We start from the raw sequence: 19,371 nt of genomic DNA, 5'->3' as shown, positions 1-19,371 counted from the left end.
ACCCGGATTCAGGGAGGAGCGACGGCGGCCGCCCGGACGGCAGCCGCGAACAGGCAGGATGACCCGGCCGCGGTCAGCGGACCGGGCGGATAATTCGCTCCCGAAGGACCCTGGTAGGCATAGGGCGCGCAATCTAGGGATGGGGGTCCGGGGGGTCAAGGAGATGGCAGCCCGCGAAAACGGCGCCCGCCCATCATAACTCGAGTATTCAATCGGAGCAAGAAGGCGTGCCCGGGACGCCGACGCCAATTTCGCAAACGGGACTTTTTGGGCTCCGGAAGGGGGGTCCATATAGAGGACGGGAAGCCCCCACCCACAAGCGGTGGGTTGACGGCAGTGCAGGCACACCGCCCGGGAATCCGGCTCAGGCCAGCAGCCTGCTGCGAGCGGCCCGGCCGTCGGCTTCAATCTGGGCCTTGAGCTGGTCGAGGCCGGAGAACTTCATCTCGGGCCGGATGAAGTCGACCATCTCGACCCGCAGCGCCTGGCCGTAGAGGTCGCCGGCGAAGTCGAACAGATGGACCTCGAAATTCTCCTGCAGCTTGCCGAAGGTCGGCCGGCGGCCGAGGTTGGCGACCGCGGCCCGCCATTGCCCGTCGCGCAGGACGCGCACGGCATAGACCCCGAAGCGCGGCCGCAGGTGCTCGCCCAGCCCGACATTGGCAGTCGGGAATCCGATGGTGCGGCCACGCTGGTCGCCGAGCTCGACCGGCCCCTCGATCTCCCAGCGATGGCCCAGCAGCTCCGCCGCCTCGCTCACCCAGCCGGCGCGCAACGCCTCGCGGATGCGGGTCGAGGAATAGATCTCGCCCTCGCGCATCACCGGGTCGAGCACGGTGACGCCGAAGCCCTTGCGCCTTCCCTCCTCGCGCAATCGCTCGACATTGCCGCCGCGGCGGGCGCCGAAGGTGAAGTCGTAGCCGCAGACGACGTGGCGTGCGCCGAGCCCGGTCAGCAGCACGTCGTCGATGAAGGAATCGGGCGACAGCCCGGCGAAGGCCGCGTCGAAGCGCTGCGCCAGCACGGCCTGCACGCCATACTGCGCCAGCAGGCGCAGCTTGGCCGGCGGCAGGGTGAGGCGGAACGGCCCGGTGTCGGGCACGAAGAAGCGGCGCGGATGCGGCTCGAAGGTGAGCGCGACCAGCGGCGCGCCGCGGGCGGCGGCCTCCTCGCCGGCGCGCGCGATCAGCGCCTGGTGGCCGCGATGCACGCCGTCGAAATTGCCGAGGGCCACCACCGCGCCCTTCCAGGACGCGGGCACGTCCCGCCAGTCGTCGAAGGCCGGCACCATGGTCCGCTCAGGCGACGTCGCGCCGCGGCACGAGCACCGTCGCCTCGCCGTCGATCACCACCTTCTCGCCGTTCAGGCACTGGGTCTTCAGCGTCACGCGGCGGCGCTTCTGGTCGATCTCGGTGATGGTGGCGACGGCGGTGATGGTCTCGCCGATCAGCACGGGCGCGAGGAAGCTCAGCGACTGGGAGACGTAGACCGCACCCGGCCCCGGCAGCTTGGTGCCGATCACCGTCGAGATGAACGACGAGCCCAGCATGCCGTGGGCGATGCGCTGGCCGAAGCGGGTCGTGCGCGCGAAGCCGTCGTGCAGGTGGATCGGGTTGGTGTCGCCCGAGACGCCGGCGAAGGCCGCGATGTCGGCCTCCGTCACGGTCTTGCCGAACATCGCCGACATGCCGGGCTTGAGATCCTCGAGATAAAGGCCGTTCATGGCCGCGAACGCGTTCGACACGTGGATGCGGTCTCCCCTTGTTTGGGCGCGGACCTCTTACCACGCGGCGGGCCCTGTGCCACAGTCGCATGAATGACCGTTCACCCGGCGACGGAAGCCGACCTCGTTCGCGACGCGTTGGCCCGGGCCGCCCGTCGCCATTTCGCCGCCCCGGCGACCATCGAGGGGCTGGGCCGCGATTCCGGCGGCGCTTCGCGCCAGACGTGGCGCTTCGACGCGGTGGCCGGCGGCGAGCGCCATCCCCTGATCCTGCGCCGCGACCCGCCTTCGGCCGGCGGCGCCGCCGACCGGCCGGCCACGGCGCTGGACCGCGCCACCGAGTTCCGCGTGCTGGCGGCCGCCCACCGCGCCGGCGTGCGCGCGCCCGAGGTCCTGTTCGAGCTCACGCCCGAAGACGGGCTGGGCGAGGCCTATGTGATGCGCCGCGTCGGCGGCATCGCGATCGCCCGCAAGCTGTTGCGCGACCCGCCCTACGCCCGGGCGCGCGGCGTGATCGCCGGGCAGCTCGGCGCCATCCTCGCGTCCATCCATGCCGTCGACATCGCGACCCTGCCGCCGCTCCCCCATCGCGAGGCGGCCGACGGCATCGCGACGCTCCGCCAGGCGCTCGACACGCTCGGCCAGCCGCAGCCGGTGTTCGAGCTCGCCCTGTCGTGGCTCGACCGCCGCCGGCCTCCGCCGGGCGCCGCGCCGCGGCTGGTCCATGGCGACTATCGCACCGGCAACTATCTCGCCGACGAGACCGGCGTGACCGCGATCCTCGACTGGGAGGGCGCCCATCTCGGCGATCCCGTCGAGGATCTCGGCTGGCTGTGCGTCAAGAGCTGGCGGTTCGGCGCGGTCGACCGGCCGGCCGGCGGATTCGGCAGCCGGGAGACGCTGTGGGCAGCCTACGAGCAGGCCGGCGGCGCGCCGGTCGATCCGGCGCGGGCGCGCTGGTGGGAGGTGTTCGGCACGGTGCGCTGGGGCGTCATCTGCCACCAGCAGGCGTGGCGGCATCTCGGCGGCTCGGTGAAGTCGATGGAGCTGGCGGCGATCGGTCGCCGCGCCGTCGAGACCGAGGTCGACCTGCTGCAGCTCCTGAAGGAGAACGGCTGATGGCCCAGGACCGTCCCACCGCGGCCGAGATGCTGGCCGCCGTCGTCGACTTCCTGCGCGAGGAGGCGACGCCGGCGCTCGACCTGGCCGATCCGCGGCTCGGCTTCCAGATGCGCGTGGCGGCCAACGCGCTCGCCATCCTCGAACGCGAGGCGCGTCTCGGCCCCGCGGCAAATGCCGGCGAGCATCGCCGGCTGGTGGCGCTGCTGGGCCGGGACGCCCCGCTCGACGACCTCAACCGCGAGCTCGCCCGCCAGCTGCGCGCCGGCGAGCGCGACGAGCGCGACGCCGCCCTGATGGCGCATCTCGACGCCACGATCGCCGACAAGATCGCCATCGCCAATCCGAAGTGGCGGTAAGAGACGTGATGAGCGAGCCGGAGGCTCGCGGTCCGGAAGATCATGATCTTCTTCTGTTGGACCGCGAGCCTCCGGCTCGCTCAAGTCTTCGCTGGGGGCACGCCACTCCAGTGGCGCTCATCCTCATCGTTGCGCCATCCCAAGAGCGGCACTGGAGTGGCCCGCTCCCAGCGATGAACCTCCGCTGACGTGACTCTTCTCTTCTGGACCGCGAGCCTCCGGCTCGCCCAAGTCTTCGCTGGGGACGCGCCACACCAGTGGCGCTCATCCTCATCGTTGCGCCATCCCATGAGCGGCACTGGAGTGCCGGCCCCCCAGCGATGGCGCTGGCATTCTTCGGCCGCCACCGAACGATTGACCGTCGCCCGCCGCCGCGCGCGGGCCTAGAGTCGGCGCATGACCACCGTCAACGCCCTGTCCGAAGTCGCCGCCCTGATGGGCGATCCGGCGCGTGCCGCCATGCTGTCGCTGCTGATGGACGGACGCGCCCACACCGCGTCGGAGCTGGCGCTCACCGCTGGCATCACGGCGCAGACCGCGAGCGGCCATCTCGGGCGCATGGTCGAGGGCAACCTGCTGGCGGCTCGTGCCCAGGGCCGCAACCGTTTCTATCGGCTGGCCTCTTCGGACGTGGCGCACGCCATCGAATCGCTGATGGCGCTGGCCGGCACGCGCGCGCCGCCGGCCTCGATGAGCGCCGCCTGGCGTCGCGATCCGGACCTGCGCTTCTGCCGCACCTGCTACGACCATCTCGCCGGGCAGGTCGGCATCGCCGTCACCGATTCGCTGACCCGCGCCGGGCACATCGAGCCGCAGGGCGCACGCGACTGGAGCCTGACCGGCTCGGGCGAGCTGTTCTGCCAGAGGATCGGCGTCGACCTGGCGGGCGCGCGCCGCGCCGGCACCCGGCACTTCGCCCGCCAGTGCCTCGACTGGAGCGAGCGGCGGCCGCATATCTCGGGCGCCCTGGGCGCCGCCATCGCCGACACGTTCTTCCTGCGCGGCTGGGCCGAGAAGCTGCGCCGCAGCCGCACGGTGCGGCTGACCGATTCAGGCCGGCGGGCGCTCAGCCGCGACTTCGGCGCCGCCGTCTGACTGGGTTCGATCGAGCCGCGCCCTGCCGAAGGCCAGCCCCTCGCCCGAGGGGATCTTGGCGATCTGCGAGGCGCGCAGGAACCGCTCCTCGCCGACGCTGAGGAAGATGTTGGTGAAGAGCAGCGACCGGGTCTGGCGCACGATCTCGCAGCGGCCCTCGACCCAGTCGCCGGCCCGGGCCGGCGCCACGAAGTCGAAGGTCATGCTGACCGTCGGCAGGAATTTGCGAAGCCCTGCCAGCGTGCCGCCGCCCATCGTGCCGACCAGGTCGGCCACCGTCATCATCATGCCGCCGTGCAGGCCGCCGGCCGGGTTGCACATGTGGGGATGGACGCGGAAGCCCAGCACGAACTCGTCGCGCGTGCCCTTCTCGCCGCGCCGGGCATAGAGCGTGCCGACATGGCTGTTGAACGTCGGATCGGGCCGGCCGCGATCGAAATCGATGCGCAGGAAGCCGGGCGGCGGATTGTCTTGCAGCAACTCTGGTCAGCTCCGGGGGTGAAGCGGGCGCAGCCGGCTGAGCAGCGCGAAGGCGCCCTGCCCGGTCAGCACGTCGTGGCGCGGACCATAGAGGCGGCCCCGCACCTGCGCCACCTGCTCGTCGTGGCCGACCACCTCGCCTTCCGCCTCGAGCCAGTCGCCGACGAAGCCGGGCGCGAGATAGTCGAGCGACAGGCGCACCGTGACGGAGCGGCGCTGGAGCGCGTGCATCACCGCCGTGCCCATCGCCGAATCGAGGAACGCGGCCAGCATGCCGCCGTGCACGATGCCGAGGACGTTGGCGTGCTGCGGACCGGGGCGGAAGCCGCGGATCACGCGGCCGTTCTCGATCCTCTCGTACCAGGGACCGTTGGCGGCGGCGAAGCCGGTGGCTTCGGTGAGGCGGCGGAAGCCGGGCGGGACATCGGAGGAACTCGACACGGCGCCTGTAGAGCACGAAAGGCCGGAGGGGTCACGGGCGCCCGCAACGATGCCCGCGACCCCCGGCCCGATGCGGACCGTCAGACGATCCGCGTCATCAGCACCAGCCCGTAGCCGACATAGTAGGTGGCGATCACCGTGATGATCCGGTTCGACCACAGGCGGAACTGCGTGTCGCTGAGCTTCTCCAGCAGGAGCTTGCCGAGCGAGGTGCCGAGCATCGACGAGGCCACCGCGATCGCGAGGAACCACGGCTCGACCGAGCCCGCCTGGTCGATCAGGGCCGCGAAGTAGACGAGCTTCAGCCCGTGGCTGAAGAGCTGGCAGGCCGCCTTGGTGGCGATGATGCGCCGGCGGTCGAGCGAGGAGCGCAGGAACAGCGTGTCGAGCAGCGGCCCGGTGACGCCCGCCACCAGCATCAGCATCATGCAGATGGCGCTGCCGACGAACATCTGGCCGGGTCCCAGCGTCTTCGGCAGCACGCTGGCCGGGATCGCCCGCACGATGAAGGGCGAGATGCCGAGCAGCAGCAGGGCCACGGCCTTGTCGGGCACGTAGAGCCAGATCGACCACAGGCCGACCGCGATCACGCTGCCGGCGACGCTGGCCGCCGCGATCCGCCACTCGATATGGCGCCACCACAGGACGGCGCGCCAGCCGTTGGAGGCCATCTGGGTCACCGCGTGCAGCACCATGGCCTGCGGCAGCGGCATGATGACCAGCAGCACGCCGATCAGGATCAGCCCGCCCGCCATGCCGAACACGCCCGAGAGCAGCGCGGTGAGGATCATGAGGCAGGACAGGCTGGCGGCGAGCAGGGCGGTCATGGTCGGGCGTCCGGTTGACGATGACCGGACGATGCGCCCGCCGGATGCACACATCAAATATATGATATATGGCTTCTCCATACTTTGTGCGTCTGTCACTCCGACAGCGGAGCGATCTCCCATGGAACTGCGCCATCTCCGCTACTTCGTCGCCGTCGCCCGCGAGGGGCACATCACGCGGGCGGCCGAGCGGCTGAACATGCAGCAGCCGCCGCTCAGCCAGCAGATCAAGGCGCTGGAGGCCGAGATCGGGGCGCCGCTCTTCCTGCGCCATCCGCGCGGCGTCAGCCTGACCGACGCCGGCCGCTCGTTTCTCGCCGACGCCGAGGCGATCCTGGCGTCGGTCGAGGGCGCCACCGTGCGCGCCCGCCGCACGGCGCGCGGCGAGACCGGGCGCATCGCCGTGGGCTTCACCACCTCGGCGCCCTTCCATCCCCTGGTGGCCCGCGCCATCCGAGAGTTCCGCGCGACCCGGCCGGACGTCTCCTTCGTGCTGGAGGAGACCGGGTCGGGCGAGCTGGTGGCGGGCCTGCGCGAGGAGCGGCTCGACATCGCGTTCATCCGCTCGGGCCTGGCCGATCCCCAGGGGCTTTCCGTGCACGCGCTCCTGCGCGAGGACATGGCGGCCGCCCTGCCGGTCCGCCATCCGCTGGCGCGCCGGCCGCGGCTCACGCTCAGGGACCTCGCCGCCGAGACGTTCATCCTCTACCGGCGGCCCGACGGGCGCGGGCTCTACGACGTCATCGTCACGGCCTGCGCCGAGGCGGGCTTCAGCCCGCATGTCGGTCAGGAGGCGCCGCGCATCGTGTCGACCCTCAACCTCGTGGCCGCGGGGCTCGGCATCACGATCGTCCCGGCCTCCTTGAGTCGCCTGCCGCTGGAGGGTGTAGTCTACCGGACGCTCAAGGGACGGCCCGCGGTCAAGGTGCCGCTGAACCTCGCCTGCCGCGCCGACGAACGCTCGGCCGCCACCCTGGGCTTCGTCGACCTGGTGCGCCGCCTCGCATGACCATGATCAAGACCATCGGCCATTCGAACCATCCGATCGAGCGCTTCCTCGACCTGCTCAGGGCGGGCGGCGTCGAGACGGTGGTCGACGTGCGCTCGACCCCCTACTCGCGCCGCTGGCCGCAGTTCGGCCGCGAGCGGCTGGCGCAGAGCCTGTCGGCGGCGGGGCTGCTCTACCGCTGGGAGGGTGCGGCGCTGGGCGGCAAGCCGCACGACGGCACTAGCTACGACGATCTCGCGGCGCGCCCGGCCTTCGCCCAGGCGATCGACCGGCTGGTCGCCGGCGCCGCCGACACGGTCTCCTGCCTGATGTGCGCCGAGAAGGAGCCGCTCGACTGCCACCGCACCGTCCTGGTGGCGCGGCGGCTGGCCGAGCGCGGCGCCACGGTCGAGCATCTCCTGGCCGACGGAAGGCGCAAGCCGCATGCGGTGCTGGAGGAGGAGCTGCTCGCCGCGAGCGGCGGCGCGCCGGACCTGTTCACCACCGCCGCCAGCCGCGCTGGGCGCCTGGCCGACGCCTACCGGGCGCGCGAGCGGGCGATGAAGCGCGGTTGAAGGATTCCCTTCCCGGACGCCGGCGGCGCAGGCATCAACCGGCCTTCGAGATGCTGCCCGCGGCGGCCTGACCGGCGACCGTCCGCCAGCCGACCCGCGTCTCGGGATCGTAGGCGCAGAACAGTCCGGTGCGGACGGACTTGCGCAGATGACGGCCGAGCGGCTCGTGCACCGCCTCGATGCGGCGGATGGCATAGCGGATACGCCAGGTCACCGTCGTGCGGGCGCGCTCCGCCATGCTGCCGAGCCGCCGCGCCCGGCCGCCAAGACCAAGCGCGCCGGACAGTGTCTCGAGCAGGCGGTCCATCTCCGCGCGGGCGCGTTCGGCGCGGCCGAGGTCGTTGGCGTCCTCGGCGTCGGCCAGTTCCTCCTGCAGGTCGCGGATCCGCTCCTGGCACGCGCGACGCGCCTTGCCGTCGAGGACCGGATCGGGTCCGCCCGACTCCGCGACATGCTCGGACAGGTCGAAGCAGTGGATGGAGTCGCCGGGCCGCTGCAGCAGCGTCGCGAGGTCGCCCAACCCCTTCATATGCGGCAGCACCACCGTGCGGCCGGCGAAGTGCAGCGACCAGCTGTCGCCCTCGCGCACGAAGATCCCGTCCGAGGGCTCCGCGGCGGCAGACGACGGACGACCCCTCGCCGTTCGCGCCGAGGCAAAGCCGATGCGGTCGAAGCCGTCGCGGATGAAGGCGACGTCCTCGGCGCGACGCACGGGATTGATGTCGAGCAGCCATTCGATCGCCTCGCCCGGGCGCGGCTCGCGGCCGCCGGTGATCTTCTGCCGGAACTGGTCCTCGAAGGCGGCGTACCAGCGCCGCGCCTCGTCGCGCTCGCCCTTCAGCGCGTGGCAGATGGCGAGCCCGGCCGGCAGGTCGACGATCGGAACGCCGAGCGCCTTGCGTCCGCAGGCGATCGCCTCGTCGATGCGGCGCGCCATCAAATAGGGGAACGCCGCATAGGCATGATACCAGTTGGGATGGAAGGGATGGACCGCGAACGCCTTCTCGGCGCACTCGACGGCGGGACCGTGGTTGCCCAGCAGGGAGTGGCACAGCGACAGCTGGATCAGGCAGTCGGCATTGTTGGGCGACAGCGTGTACGCCCGGTCGAGATACCAGGCGCTGAGATCGAACTCCCGCCGGTACAGGAGCACGCGTCCGATCACGAGGTGCAGCAACGGGTCGGCCTCGTCGAGCGCCAGCCCCTGATGGGCATACTCGTAGGCCTTGCCGCCATTCTCGCTGTAGAGGTTCCAGTGCTGGCAGCTCCATTCGTTGAACCACGACAGCGACAGGCCTGCATAGGCGCGCGCGAAGCCCGGATCGAGGGCGAGTGCCCGCTCGAAGAGCGCCCGCGCCTCGGCATCGTGCTGCGGCGTGCCCTCCAGCAGCAGGGCCTTGCCGCGCAACCAGAGCTCGTAGGCTTCGAGATTGTCGATCGACTTGCCGCGGCTGCCGCGCAGGACAACCTCGTCGAGACGTGCCGCCAGGCCGACGGCGGCCCGGGCCACGACGTCGTCCTCGACGGCATAGAGGTCGCAGCCGCCGACGTCGTACCGCTGATGCCAGAGCTGGCGGTCGCCCGCGGCCTCGGCGAGCGTCGCCGTGATCCGCACCGAGTCGTCGCGGCGCCGCAGGGAGGTGCGCAGCAGGAAGGCGCCCTCCGTCGATGGCCCGGCCGCGTCTGCAGCATCGCTCCCGGCGGGGTCCACCCCCGCTCCGTAGGCGAGCTGGAGGCTGCGGAAACGCCCGAGTTCGGCCTGGAGGTCCTCGGTGAATCCCCGGGCGAGCAGCCGCTCGTCGGCGGCCTCGCCTGCGGCGCACGGAAGGAGGATCAGCAGGGGGGCGCGGCCGGCCATATTGTCCCTCGGCAGGTGGGGAAATCCCGGATTCTCGATGACTTGGCGTCGCCGCACGACATCCCTGGCCAGCCCCGGGCGGCCTCACGCTGTGAGGGTCCTCCTCACGCCTGAAAGGATGAGACCACGACGTGCCGGCGGGACCCTCTCCCGTCGGATGCCGGTCGTGGCCCGGACGAAAGGATACACGACATGGCTTCATACAGGAACGCGCTCCCCCAGACGGCCGACCGTCTTTTCCTGACCGACGGCGGCATGGAGACGACGCTGGTCTTCCTTCAGGGAGTCGAGCTGCCTCATTTCGCGGCGTTCCCGCTGGTGGAGCAGCCGGACGGCGCCGAGCGCCTGCGCGCCTATTACCGAACCTACCTCGACATCGCCCGCGCCGCGGGCCTGGGATTCGTGCTCGAGACCCCGACCTGGCGGGCCAACGCCGACTGGGGCGCGCGGCTGGGTTGCGACGCGGCGGCGCTGGCCAAGGTCAATGCCAAGGCGGTGGCGCTGATGGCGGAACTGCGCGACGCCTATGCCGGCGGCGGCACGCCGGTGGTCGTCAGCGGCAATATCGGCCCGCGCGGCGATGGCTACGACCCCGGCCAGGTGATGAGCGAGGCCGAGGCCGAGGCCTATCATGGCCAGCAGATCGCGACCTTCGCCGCCACCGAGGCCGATCTGGTGACGGCCATGACGCTGACCAACGTCCCCGAAGCGATCGGCGTGGCGCGCGCGGCCCGGGCGCACGGCCTGCCGTCGGTGATCTCGTTCACGCTGGAAACCGACGGCCGCCTGCCCACCGGACAGACGCTGGGCGACGCGATCGAGGCGACGGACCGCGCGACGGACGGCGCGCCGGACTACTACATGATCAACTGCGCCCATCCCAGCCACTTCGCCGACGTGCTGGGCGGCCGCGCGCCCTGGCTCGACCGCGTGCGCGGCCTGCGCGCCAATGCCTCGCGGCGCAGCCATGCCGAACTCGACCAGGCGCCGGACCTCGACGACGGCGACCCGGTGGCGCTGGGCGCCGAGTACCGCGCGCTGCAGGCGCTGCTGCCGCGCCTCACCGTGCTGGGCGGCTGCTGCGGCACCGACCACCGCCATGTCGACCAGATCTGCCGCATCTGCGCCCCGCCGCGCGCACGCGCGGACTGAGGCGTTGTCGCGAGCTACGCCGGGCTGAAGGCGAATTTCGGGTCGGACTTGCGGCCCTCGAGCGCCATCTCGGCCAGCAGCTCGCCGATGCCGGCCGAATGCTTGAAGCCGTGTCCCGAGCAGGGCGAGGCGACGATGACGCGATCGAGCCCGGGATGGCGGTCGATGACGAACCGCGCATTGTCGACCCAGGTGTAGAGGCAGACCTTGTGCCGCACGCAATGCGGCGACAGGCCGGGAAAGAAGGGCGCGACGTAGGTGTCGTACATCTCGCGCGTCTCCTCCGGCGTCACCGCGCGGTCGACCGCGGCGGCCGTCGTCGAGACGTCGTACTGCTCCGTCGCGAGCTTGACGCCCTCCTCGAACGGACCGACGGCAGGAAAGCCGTAGATCGATTGCGGCGCCGGGAGCTGCCAGATGTAGACGGGGAAGCGCTCGGGCGCGAACTCGGCATGCGCCGCCGGGCTGGTGGCGCGGAACCAGTAGAGGACCTGGCGCAGCACGCTGAAGGGCTGCGACAGCTCGGGCGGCAGGAGCGTCGGCAGCCAGGCGCCGGCGGCCACGATCAGTTGCCCGGCGCGGTAGCGCGCCTTGTCGGTCGTCACCGTGACCGAGCCCCCGTCCTGCGCGAACGACGTCACCGTCTCGTCGAGCCGCAACACCGCACCGACGGCGGTCGCGGCGGTTAGCTGCGCGGCGACCGCCCGCTCGGGCCGCACGAAGCCGCTCTCGCCGTCGTGGTAGGCGCGATCACCGTCGGCGACGCCGAAGGCCGGGTAGCGGGCACGGATCGCGGCGGCATCGAGCAGCTCGTAGGGCACGCCGGCGGATTTCGCGGCCGCCACCGTGCCACCGAGGAAATCCTCGACGCCGTGGTTGGCCGAGCGCGGCCCCGCGCCCGAGATCGCGAGGAAGCCGTTCTGTGTGAACAGGTCGACGCCCTGCGCCGCTTCGAGCTCGCGCCAGATCTCGTGGCTGCGGCGGGCAAAAGCCGCGTACTCCGGTCCCTCGCCGCAGGCGATGCGGGTGATGCGGGTCTCGCCGTGCGTCGAGCCCTGGTCGTGCGGTGGCGCGAAGCGATCGATCCCCAGCACCCGGGCGCCGCGCCGCACGAGCTGCCAGGCGGCCGCCGAACCCATGGCCCCCAGGCCGAGGACGATCGCATCGTAGGTGTTGGGCATGGTCGACGCTGGCTCCGCTGAAACGCGCTCGAGGAGCGTCAGAATACACGCAAGCGCGCGTCTGCCTTTGCAAAACTGCGGGCTTCGCCGTATAAGGATCGCGATGTCTTTCCGAGGCCACACCGTCGTCGTCAAAAAAGCCGCTCATTGCGAGGGGACGGAAAGGATGTGCGCGCGGTAGACGTCAGTCAGAGCAAGCAAACCTTGAGGCCCCGCCGACCGGACGGGGCCTTTGTCATTCTGAGGCGTCCCCTGTCGGCCCAACGCAGGAGACGCAGCCATGTCAGAGATCCCGCCTACCAACCGGCCGCTGGCCGTCGGCATCGTCGGCGCCACCGGCCTGGTCGGTGACATCATCCGGTCCATCCTCGCCGAGCGCGACTTCCCGGTGGCAACGCTGCGCCTGTTCGCCTCGCCGAAGTCGGCCGGCAAGCGCCGCGCCTGGAAGGACGGCGACGTCGCGGTCGAGGATGCCTGGACCGCGGACTATCGCGGCCTCGACATCGTGTTCTTCTCGGCCGGGGGCGAGACCTCGCGCCGGCTGGCGCCCCGGGTCGCCGCCGCCGGTGCCATCGTCATCGACAATTCCTCGGCCTTTCGCGGCGATCCCGACGTGCCGCTGGTCGTGTCGGAGGTGAATGCCCACGCCCTGAAGTCGATCCCCAGGGGCATCGTCGCCAACCCCAACTGCACCACCATGGCCGCGATGCCGGTGCTGAAGCCGCTGCACCGCCGCGCCGGGCTGCGCCGCCTCGTGGTCAGCACCTACCAGGCCGTGTCGGGCGCCGGCCTGGCGGGCGTCGAGGAGCTCGAGGGCCAGATGCAGTGCGCCGGCATGGGCGCCTCGGCGCTGATGCAGGACGGTCGCGCCTTCGCCTTCCCGACGCCGGAGAAGTGGGCGGCGCCGATCGCCTTCAACGTCGTGCCGCTCAACTACCGCATCGTCGAGGACGGCTATTCCGAGGAGGAGGTCAAGCTGCGCGAGGAGAGCCGCAAGATCCTCGAGATCCCCGGCCTGCCGGTGGCGGGCACCTGCGTGCGCGTGCCGGTCTATACCGGCCATTCGCTGTCGATCAACGCCGAGTTCGACCGCGCCCTGCCGCCGGCCGAGGCGCTGGCGATCCTGCGCGACGCGCCGGGCGTGGCGCTGAGCGACGTGCCGACGCCGCTCGAGGCGACGGGCCGCGACGCGGTCCTGGTCGGCCGCGTGCGCGTCGATCCCACGGTGAAGCACGGGCTGGCGCTGTTCGTCACCGGCGACAACCTGCGCAAGGGCGCGGCGCTGAACGCCGTGCAGATCGCCGAGCTGCTGCCGGCGCGGCTGCCGCCGCGTCCGCCAACCCGCCGCAAGCGCACGCTCGAGCCCGCGTAAGCCTCGCCACCTGACGACCGTCGTCCTGCAGCCGCGCGATGCGGCTGCAGGTTCAGGTGTCTCGCCCTACTTCATGGTGATGGGCGAGAAGTCCTGGAACCAGTTCTGGGCCTGCACGAAGCCCGTCACCTTGGGCGACATGGCGCGCGGGTTGACGTCGTGCGTGACGAACAGGAACAGCGCGTCGTCGACGATCTTCTGGTGGATCTGGCGCAGCACCTCGTCCTGGGCCTTGGGCTCGAAGGTGGTGCGCGCCTTCTCCAGCAGCGCGTCCATCTCGGGCTCCTGGTAGTAGCCCCAGTTGGTGCCGTTGGGCGCCACCAGCTTGGAATCGAGATGGCGGATGAAGGCGGTGAACGGGTCCTGGATGAAATAGGTGAAGTTGATGCCGTTGGCGCCCTTCACCTGGTCCGATTTCGCACCGGCGCGCCACAGGTTGATCATGGCGTTCCATTCGACGACGTCGAAGTCGACCTTGATGCCGACGTCGGCGAGGTTCTGCTGGATGTACTCGTTCATCGGCAGCGGCTGCATCTGGCCCGACCCCGAGGCCGAGATCAGGATTTTCACCTTGACGGGGTTGGACGGGCCGTAGCCCGCCTCGGCCAGCAGCTTCCTGGCCGCTGCCGGATCGAACTTCACGTCGAACTTCGGCGCGCCGAACCACTGGCTGCCGGGCACGACGAAGCCCTTCGCCGGGATCATCAGCCCGTTCAGCAACACCTTCAGGCCATCGCGGTCGATCGCGAGGTTGGCCGCCTTGCGCACCCGCACGTCCTTCCACGGCGAGCCCTCGACCATGCTGAGATGCCAGGTCCAGTTGTGCGGGTAGGCGTTGGTGACGATCTTGAAGCCGGCCTTCTCGATGCTGGGCACGGCGTCGGGCGACGGCGCCTCGATCCAGTCGACCTGGCCCGAGCGCAGCGCGGCGGTGCGCGCCGTCGGCTCCGGCAGCGGCAGCAGGACCAGCTTGTCGAGCTTCGGCACCCGCGCCTTGTCCCAGTAGTCCTTGTTGGGCACCAGCTCGGCGCGGGTCTGCGGCACGAAGCTGGCGAGCTTCCACGGGCCGGTGCCGGACGGCGTGTAGGCGAACTTGTTCCAGTCCTTCCCGACCTTCTCCCACTGCGCCGGGCTCGACATCATGATCCAGCCGATCTGGTAGGGCAGGAAGGCGTCGGGCGCCTTGGTGGTGAACTCGACCGTGTGGTCGTCGAGCGCCTTGTAGGACTTCACCGCGGGGATGCGCGAGCGGCCCTGCGCCGCCTGCTTGGGATCGTACTGGGGCGACTTGTCGTTCAGGATCTTGTCGAAGTTCCAGACGACGGCGTCGGCCTTGAAGTCGCTGCCGTCATGGAACTTCACGTCGCGCCGCAGGGCGACGATCCAGCGCGTGTTGTCGGCCGGGTCGATCTTCCAGCCGGTGGCGAGGCCGGGCACCAGAACCGACGGCTTGTCGGCCGACGACAGGTCCCAGTTGATCAGCCCGTCATAGAGCGTGTAGCCCATGAACCGCATGCCCTCGCCGCCCTGGTCGGTCTGGCCGGTGGTCAGCGGGATGTCGGCCGCGGTCATGCCGATGCGGAGCGTCCCCTGCGCGAGGGCGGCCTGGCTGCCGATCGCGACAGCGAAGGCGAGCGCGGCCGCGCTCGAGCGGGCGAGCAAGGACGACGTCTTGAACATGGGGGATGACCTGGCGGCAATTGGCTTCTGCGCCGGTTGCAGCAAAGGCCATGCCACGCGCCATGGGCGTGGCTGGGGCGCCAGGATTCGAACCTGGGAATGGAGGAATCAAAATCCTCTGCCTTACCACTTGGCTACGCCCCAATCGGCGCGGGAACATAGAGGCTTGGGCCGACGGCGCAACCCTTGTTCCTCCCTGTCATCAGGCCCCTCCCCCGATAGGGGGAGAGGTTGGGAGAGGGGGTTACAGACGGCCTTCGAGCCCCCTCTCCTAGCCTCTCCCCCTATCGGGGGAGAGGAACTCGAGGCGTGAACAGTGGAAGCGGCTAAGCCGCCTGCAGCGCCTTCTTCAGGAGCTCGCCGTGGACGAAGGCGCCGTCGCAGTACAGGAGCGCATGGGCCGCGGGATCGAGCGCGATGTCGACGATCTCGCCGAGGTAGATCGTGTGGGTACCGGCCGCGACCTTGGTCACCAGCCGGCAGTCGAACGACACCGGACAGCCCTTGAGCACCGGCGCGCCGGTGCTCATGGACGCCCAGTCGCCGAGATCGCGGAAGCGGTCGTCGCCCTCGACACCGTCCATGCCGGCGAAGCGCTCGGCGATCTTGCGGTGCTGCGGCGCCAGGACGTTGACGCAGAAGAAACCGGCCTCGCCGATCGGATCGTGGGCGCTGGCGGTCTTGTTGACGCAGATCAGGAGCTGCGGCGGCTCGGCCGAGACCGAGCAGACCGCCGTCGCCGTCAGTCCGCCGCGCTGCTCGCGATGGCGCGTGGTGATCAGGGTGACGCTCGCCGCAAGATGGCGCATCCCCTTCTTGAACGCTGTCGCATCGACGCTCATCGCATAACTCTAGGGCACGCCGGCCCTTCCCCGCCACTGGAAACAGAAGGGAAACGCCAACGCTAACCATCGGCGGCGCAACGCGAATCCCGAGGCCGCCAAGCAAACGCCGGGCCGCACGTCACAAAACCTTCACGATAGTGTCGTTTTTTGCGGTTTGCCGGTCTTCCGCCGCTGGCTACGGTCGCCCTGCATGGCGCCGCTCGACACCGGACTCGATCCCTCCACTGCCCCCGATGTCGCGCTGCGGCACATCGTGGCCGCCTGCCATGCCGACCTCGTGAGGTATCGCACGGTGGTCCTGACCAGCCGCCGGCCGGTCGGCATCCACCAGGCGCGCGTGGCGCTGCGCCGCCTGCGCGCAGCCTTCGGCCTGTTCCGCCATGCCGTCGACGGGCCGGTCGTGCGCGCGCTCGGCGCCGAGGCGAAGTGGCTGGCCGGCGAATGCGGCCCCTCGCGCGACCTGCACGTCTTCCTGACGGAAACCGCGAGCGAGGTGCCGCCGCTGGTGCAGCGCGTCGCGCGGCGCCTCGCCAACCTCCATCTCGAGCGCGCCCGCACGGCGCTGGAAAGCGCCCGGTTCGACGGCTTCGACCGGCAGCTCCACGCCTTCCTCGACCTGTCGCCGGCCCATCCCAGCGACCGTCTCGACGAGTTCGCCCGCCAGGCGCTCGACCTGCGCCACGACAAGGTGCTGCGCCATGGCCGCAAGATCGGCTCGCTGGGCGCCAAGGGGCTGCACAGGCTGCGCATCTCGATCAAGAAGCTGCGCTACGCCGCGGAGTTCCTGCAGCCGGCCTTTGCCTCCCCGGCGGCGAAGCCCTATATCGAGGCCACGGCGCGCCTGCAGGGCGCGCTCGGCGCCCTGAACGACCGGACCGTCGCCCGCCACGTGCTGGCCGACATCGCCACGGCGGCGCGGCCCACGGAGGACGTGGCGCCGGCGCTGAAGCAGCTGGCCCGCGAGGCCGACGCCGGCGACAAGCGCCGCCGCCGCAAGATCGAGGCGGCGTGGAAGACGTTCAGGAAAGCCGAGCGCTTCTGGCACGCGGGAGCCGCCAACAGGAGTTGAGACGTCGATGAGCGATACCCAGACCGCCGCCGAGCAGCGCATCCCCGTGACGGTGCTGACCGGCTTCCTCGGCAGCGGCAAGACCACGCTCCTCAACAAGCTGCTGCAGCGGCCCGAGCTCGCCGACACGGCGGTGATCATCAACGAGTTCGGCGAGATCGGTCTCGATCACCTGCTGGTCGAGAAGGCCGACGACGAAGGCATGGTGACCCTGAACTCGGGCTGCCTCTGCTGCACGGTGCGCGGCGACCTGGTGCGCACCATGAGCGAGCTGTTCCTGAAGCGCTCCAAGGGCGAGGTGACGCCGTTCAAGCGCATGGTGGTCGAGACCACGGGCCTCGCCGATCCGGCGCCGATCCTGCACACGCTGATGACCGACCCGCTGCTCGCCTCGCGCTACCGGCTCGACGGCGTCGTGACCACGGTCGACGGCGTCAACGGCACGAGCACGCTCGACAACCACGAGGAGGCGGTGAAGCAGGCGGCGGTCGCCGACCGGCTGCTGCTGACCAAGAGCGACATCGCCGACGCGCCCAAGCTCTCGGAGCTCAAGGGCCGGCTGCACCAGCTCAATCCGGGCGCGCCGTTCCATGCCATCTCGGCCGGCGAGATCGATCCCAACGAGATCCTGAACGCCGGCCTCTACAATCCCGACACGAAGACCGCCGACGTCAAGCGCTGGCTGCACGAGGAGGCCTACGCCCACGACCATGGCGGCGGCCACCACCATCATCACGGTCACGGGCATGATCACGGCGACGGGCACGGCCACGAGGAAGGGCATGGGCACGACCATGCGCACGGCGAGGGCGAGCAGGATCCGCACAACGTCAATCGCCACGACGACCGCATCAAGGCCTTCTGCATGACCTTCGACGAGCCGATGAGCTGGTCGACGGTGGCGGCGGCGTTCGACGCGCTGGTGACCTATCGCGGCCCCGACCTGCTGCGCATGAAGGGCATCCTGAACGTCAAGGACACCGACAAGCCGGTGGTGATCCACGGCGTGCAGCACGTCTTCCACCCGCCGGCCACGCTCGACGCCTGGCCCGAGGGCGACGACCGCAGGAGCCGCGTCGTTTTCATCACCCGCGACATCGCCGAGAGCACCATCCGCAAGGTGTTCGCCTCCTTCTTCGACGCCGAGAAGAAGGGCTGGAGCCAGGACGCCGCCAAGCCGTCCTAGGGCGGGCCCGCGTCCGCGATCCCTCAGAAGAGCTGGGTGACGCGGATCGTGAAGACCGCCGAGATGTCGGACGAGGGCGCCAGGGCCGGCTGCAGGTAGAGCTGGATGTCGGGCGTGATCAGGAGCGCATGGTAGAGCGACCAGGCCCAGTAGGCCTCGACCATGGTCTCGCTCGGCCGCGCGGACGAGCCCGCATAGAGCGACATGTTGGTGGCGTTCCACGCCATGCCGAGGCCGATCTGGTCGAACGGGCTGCGCTTCAGCGGATCGTTCAGGACGGCGCCGCCGGCGATCGACGACTGGATGGCGAAGCTCGATTGCCAGGCGGTGTTGGCGCGCAGGAACAGGCCCCAGCGGTCGCCGACGGGCTGCGAGGCGCTGAACGACAGGCCGGTGCTGGCCAGCGGCTGCGCCGCCACGCCCGGCTGGTTGTAGTAGAGCAGCGCAAAGTTGCCCTGGCCCCAGCCGGCGACGGTGGGCGACCAGGCGCCGTAGAGGAACCACGCGTACTGTCCCTGGCCCAGCGTCGGGAACTGGACGTAGCTGCCGCTGAAGTCGTTGGCGTCCTGGAAGCCCGTCGCGAAGGTAAACTCGCGCGTGGGATTGAGCTGGGCGTAGGCGCCGAGCCCGGCCTGGGAGTAGTTCTGGCTGCCGTTCTGGGTCAGCGAGTAGCCGATGAAGTTCACCTGCTGGTCGTTGGCGTAGGCGTTGCCGTCGAAGTTGGAGAAGGCGTACTGGCCGACCGAGAGCGACAGCCACTCGCCCGGGAAGCCGTGCGTGTAGGTGAGCTGGACGAACTGCTGGTTGGCGGTCGGCTGGTTGTTGATCGGGCTGACGAGGTCGATGCTGGCGCCCAGGCTGGCACCGGTGGCGGCCGACCAGTACTGCGCCGCCATGAAGTGGAACTGCAGCGAACCGTCGCCGACCGTCGGCGACGAGAAGACGTCCCAGTTCACGGCCGGGGTGAACATCGCCTGGACGGCGCCCGAGCCGCCGTTGGGCGTCCCCCACTGGCTCATGACCGACGTCTCCATGGAGTAGGTGACGCCGGTCGTGTCTGGATCTGCTTCTTGGCGGCGGCGTAGCGCGCCCGCGCGGTGTCGATGCCGTCGCCGAGCGACTGGTCCAGCCGCTGCTGGCCGGCGCGATTGGCGTCGTGTATGCGGCCGACCAGCTTCTGGCCCTGCGGATCATAGGTTTGGGCCTCGGCGCCGGCCGTGCCCGCGGTGATGTTCGCCAGCACGAGGGCCGCACAAAGGGCTACGCGACGCATGAAGATCTCCCCCGCGGCAAAGGTGGCCGTCCGGCGCCGATGCGCCAAGCAAAATCGGACGCGCCCACGCGTCGGACGGGGCCCGATCCGGCTTGCCCGCGGCAACACCGCGACGGCACACTCGTGACACCTTTTTGAAAAGAAGAG

20 protein-coding genes and 1 tRNA gene are annotated in these 19,371 nt (G+C 70.4%); 9 read left to right on the top strand and 12 right to left on the bottom strand.

Translation table 11 applies throughout. The annotated features are described in order from the left end of the window. Positions 1-364: 364 nt before the first annotated feature. Together ACO073_RS09345 and ACO073_RS09340 are read right to left on the bottom strand one after the other, a co-directional pair. Complete coding sequence (locus ACO073_RS09345) at positions 365-1,291, bottom strand: bifunctional riboflavin kinase/FAD synthetase (RefSeq protein ID WP_421996941.1); 927 nt, start codon at positions 1,289-1,291, stop codon at positions 365-367. Between the two features lie 7 nt (positions 1,292-1,298). Then, positions 1,299-1,745 carry a MaoC family dehydratase gene (locus ACO073_RS09340; protein ID WP_421996940.1) on the bottom strand — a complete coding sequence of 149 codons (447 nt, stop codon included), beginning with the start codon at positions 1,743-1,745 and terminating at the stop codon, positions 1,299-1,301. A 72-nt stretch (positions 1,746-1,817) separates the two neighbouring features. On the opposite strand from ACO073_RS09340, the gene ACO073_RS09335 reads away from it, so the two are divergent. The 3 genes from ACO073_RS09335 (at position 1,818) to ACO073_RS09325 (ending at position 4,297) form a co-directional block, all read left to right on the top strand. Further along, on the top strand, positions 1,818-2,843 hold the full coding sequence (locus ACO073_RS09335; RefSeq protein WP_421996939.1) for a phosphotransferase family protein: 1,026 nt from the start codon (positions 1,818-1,820) through the stop codon (positions 2,841-2,843). Beyond that, on the top strand, positions 2,843-3,202 hold the full coding sequence (locus tag ACO073_RS09330; protein WP_421996938.1) for a DUF6285 domain-containing protein: 360 nt from the start codon (positions 2,843-2,845) through the stop codon (positions 3,200-3,202). Before ACO073_RS09335 ends, ACO073_RS09330 begins: the two co-directional genes overlap by 1 nt. 396 nt (positions 3,203-3,598) lie before the next feature. Then, positions 3,599-4,297, top strand: a complete 699-nt coding sequence (locus tag ACO073_RS09325) for an ArsR/SmtB family transcription factor (protein ID WP_421996936.1) — start codon at positions 3,599-3,601, stop codon at positions 4,295-4,297. On the opposite strand, the gene ACO073_RS09320 is transcribed toward ACO073_RS09325, so the two are convergent. From ACO073_RS09320 to ACO073_RS09310, 3 genes are all read right to left on the bottom strand, one after another. Further along, complete coding sequence (locus tag ACO073_RS09320) at positions 4,253-4,777, bottom strand: PaaI family thioesterase (protein ID WP_421996935.1); 525 nt, start codon at positions 4,775-4,777, stop codon at positions 4,253-4,255. The genes ACO073_RS09325 and ACO073_RS09320 overlap by 45 nt on opposite strands. A 6-nt stretch (positions 4,778-4,783) precedes the next feature. Next, positions 4,784-5,218 carry a PaaI family thioesterase gene (locus ACO073_RS09315; protein WP_421996934.1) on the bottom strand — a complete coding sequence of 145 codons (435 nt, stop codon included), beginning with the start codon at positions 5,216-5,218 and terminating at the stop codon, positions 4,784-4,786. 80 nt (positions 5,219-5,298) lie between these two features. Further along, on the bottom strand, positions 5,299-6,045 hold the full coding sequence (locus ACO073_RS09310; RefSeq protein ID WP_421996933.1) for a TSUP family transporter: 747 nt from the start codon (positions 6,043-6,045) through the stop codon (positions 5,299-5,301). A gap of 121 nt (positions 6,046-6,166) precedes the next feature. On the opposite strand from ACO073_RS09310, the gene ACO073_RS09305 reads away from it, so the two are divergent. Next, positions 6,167-7,054, top strand: a complete 888-nt coding sequence (locus ACO073_RS09305) for a LysR family transcriptional regulator (RefSeq protein WP_421996932.1) — start codon at positions 6,167-6,169, stop codon at positions 7,052-7,054. Beyond that, positions 7,051-7,608 carry a DUF488 family protein gene (locus ACO073_RS09300; protein WP_421996931.1) on the top strand — a complete coding sequence of 186 codons (558 nt, stop codon included), beginning with the start codon at positions 7,051-7,053 and terminating at the stop codon, positions 7,606-7,608. The genes ACO073_RS09305 and ACO073_RS09300 overlap by 4 nt, the downstream gene beginning before the upstream one ends. A 34-nt stretch (positions 7,609-7,642) precedes the next feature. Here ACO073_RS09300 and ACO073_RS09295 read toward each other — a convergent pair whose 3' ends face one another. Continuing rightward, positions 7,643-9,466, bottom strand: coding sequence for a tetratricopeptide repeat protein (locus ACO073_RS09295; protein WP_421996930.1), 1,824 nt, complete (start codon positions 9,464-9,466; stop codon positions 7,643-7,645). Positions 9,467-9,658: 192 nt separating this feature from the next. On the opposite strand from ACO073_RS09295, the gene ACO073_RS09290 reads away from it, so the two are divergent. Beyond that, on the top strand, positions 9,659-10,618 hold the full coding sequence (locus ACO073_RS09290) for a homocysteine S-methyltransferase family protein (protein WP_421996929.1): 960 nt from the start codon (positions 9,659-9,661) through the stop codon (positions 10,616-10,618). Positions 10,619-10,632: 14 nt separating this feature from the next. Here ACO073_RS09290 and solA read toward each other — a convergent pair whose 3' ends face one another. Further along, a complete protein-coding gene (gene solA / locus ACO073_RS09285) occupies positions 10,633-11,799 on the bottom strand; it encodes an N-methyl-L-tryptophan oxidase (protein ID WP_421996928.1) in 1,167 nt (388 codons plus the stop codon). A 280-nt stretch (positions 11,800-12,079) separates the two neighbouring features. Here solA and ACO073_RS09280 point away from each other — a divergent pair, with 280 nt between their 5' ends. After that, positions 12,080-13,171 carry an aspartate-semialdehyde dehydrogenase gene (locus tag ACO073_RS09280; protein WP_421996927.1) on the top strand — a complete coding sequence of 364 codons (1,092 nt, stop codon included), beginning with the start codon at positions 12,080-12,082 and terminating at the stop codon, positions 13,169-13,171. Between the two features lie 66 nt (positions 13,172-13,237). Here ACO073_RS09280 and ACO073_RS09275 read toward each other — a convergent pair whose 3' ends face one another. The 3 genes from ACO073_RS09275 to ACO073_RS09265 all read right to left on the bottom strand — a co-directional run bounded on the left by ACO073_RS09275 (position 13,238) and on the right by ACO073_RS09265 (position 15,693). Next, complete coding sequence (locus ACO073_RS09275) at positions 13,238-14,851, bottom strand: ABC transporter substrate-binding protein (RefSeq protein ID WP_421996926.1); 1,614 nt, start codon at positions 14,849-14,851, stop codon at positions 13,238-13,240. Between the two features lie 69 nt (positions 14,852-14,920). Further along, positions 14,921-14,995 (bottom strand) — tRNA-Gln (locus tag ACO073_RS09270). Positions 14,996-15,177: 182 nt separating this feature from the next. Next, positions 15,178-15,693: a flavin reductase family protein gene (locus ACO073_RS09265; protein ID WP_421996925.1), complete on the bottom strand. Its 516-nt coding sequence runs from the start codon at positions 15,691-15,693 to the stop codon at positions 15,178-15,180. A 193-nt stretch (positions 15,694-15,886) separates the two neighbouring features. On the opposite strand from ACO073_RS09265, the gene ACO073_RS09260 reads away from it, so the two are divergent. Together ACO073_RS09260 and ACO073_RS09255 are read left to right on the top strand one after the other, a co-directional pair. Then, positions 15,887-16,765, top strand: a complete 879-nt coding sequence (locus ACO073_RS09260; protein WP_421996924.1) for a CHAD domain-containing protein — start codon at positions 15,887-15,889, stop codon at positions 16,763-16,765. A gap of 7 nt (positions 16,766-16,772) precedes the next feature. Beyond that, positions 16,773-17,951, top strand: a complete 1,179-nt coding sequence (locus ACO073_RS09255; RefSeq protein WP_421996923.1) for a CobW family GTP-binding protein — start codon at positions 16,773-16,775, stop codon at positions 17,949-17,951. A gap of 23 nt (positions 17,952-17,974) precedes the next feature. Here the strand turns inward: ACO073_RS09255 and ACO073_RS09250 are convergent, their stop codons facing one another. Together ACO073_RS09250 and ACO073_RS09245 are read right to left on the bottom strand one after the other, a co-directional pair. After that, positions 17,975-18,970, bottom strand: coding sequence for a carbohydrate porin (locus tag ACO073_RS09250; RefSeq protein ID WP_421996922.1), 996 nt, complete (start codon positions 18,968-18,970; stop codon positions 17,975-17,977). After that, positions 18,967-19,224, bottom strand: coding sequence for a hypothetical protein (locus tag ACO073_RS09245; RefSeq protein WP_421996920.1), 258 nt, complete (start codon positions 19,222-19,224; stop codon positions 18,967-18,969). The genes ACO073_RS09250 and ACO073_RS09245 overlap by 4 nt, the downstream gene beginning before the upstream one ends. Between the last annotated feature and the right edge of the window lie 147 nt (positions 19,225-19,371).

Source organism: Reyranella sp. (assembly GCF_965229815.1).
Lineage (GTDB): Bacteria > Pseudomonadota > Alphaproteobacteria > Reyranellales > Reyranellaceae > Reyranella.
Note: the sequence above shows the minus strand (reverse complement) of the source record. Positions and strands in the feature narration are given on the sequence as shown.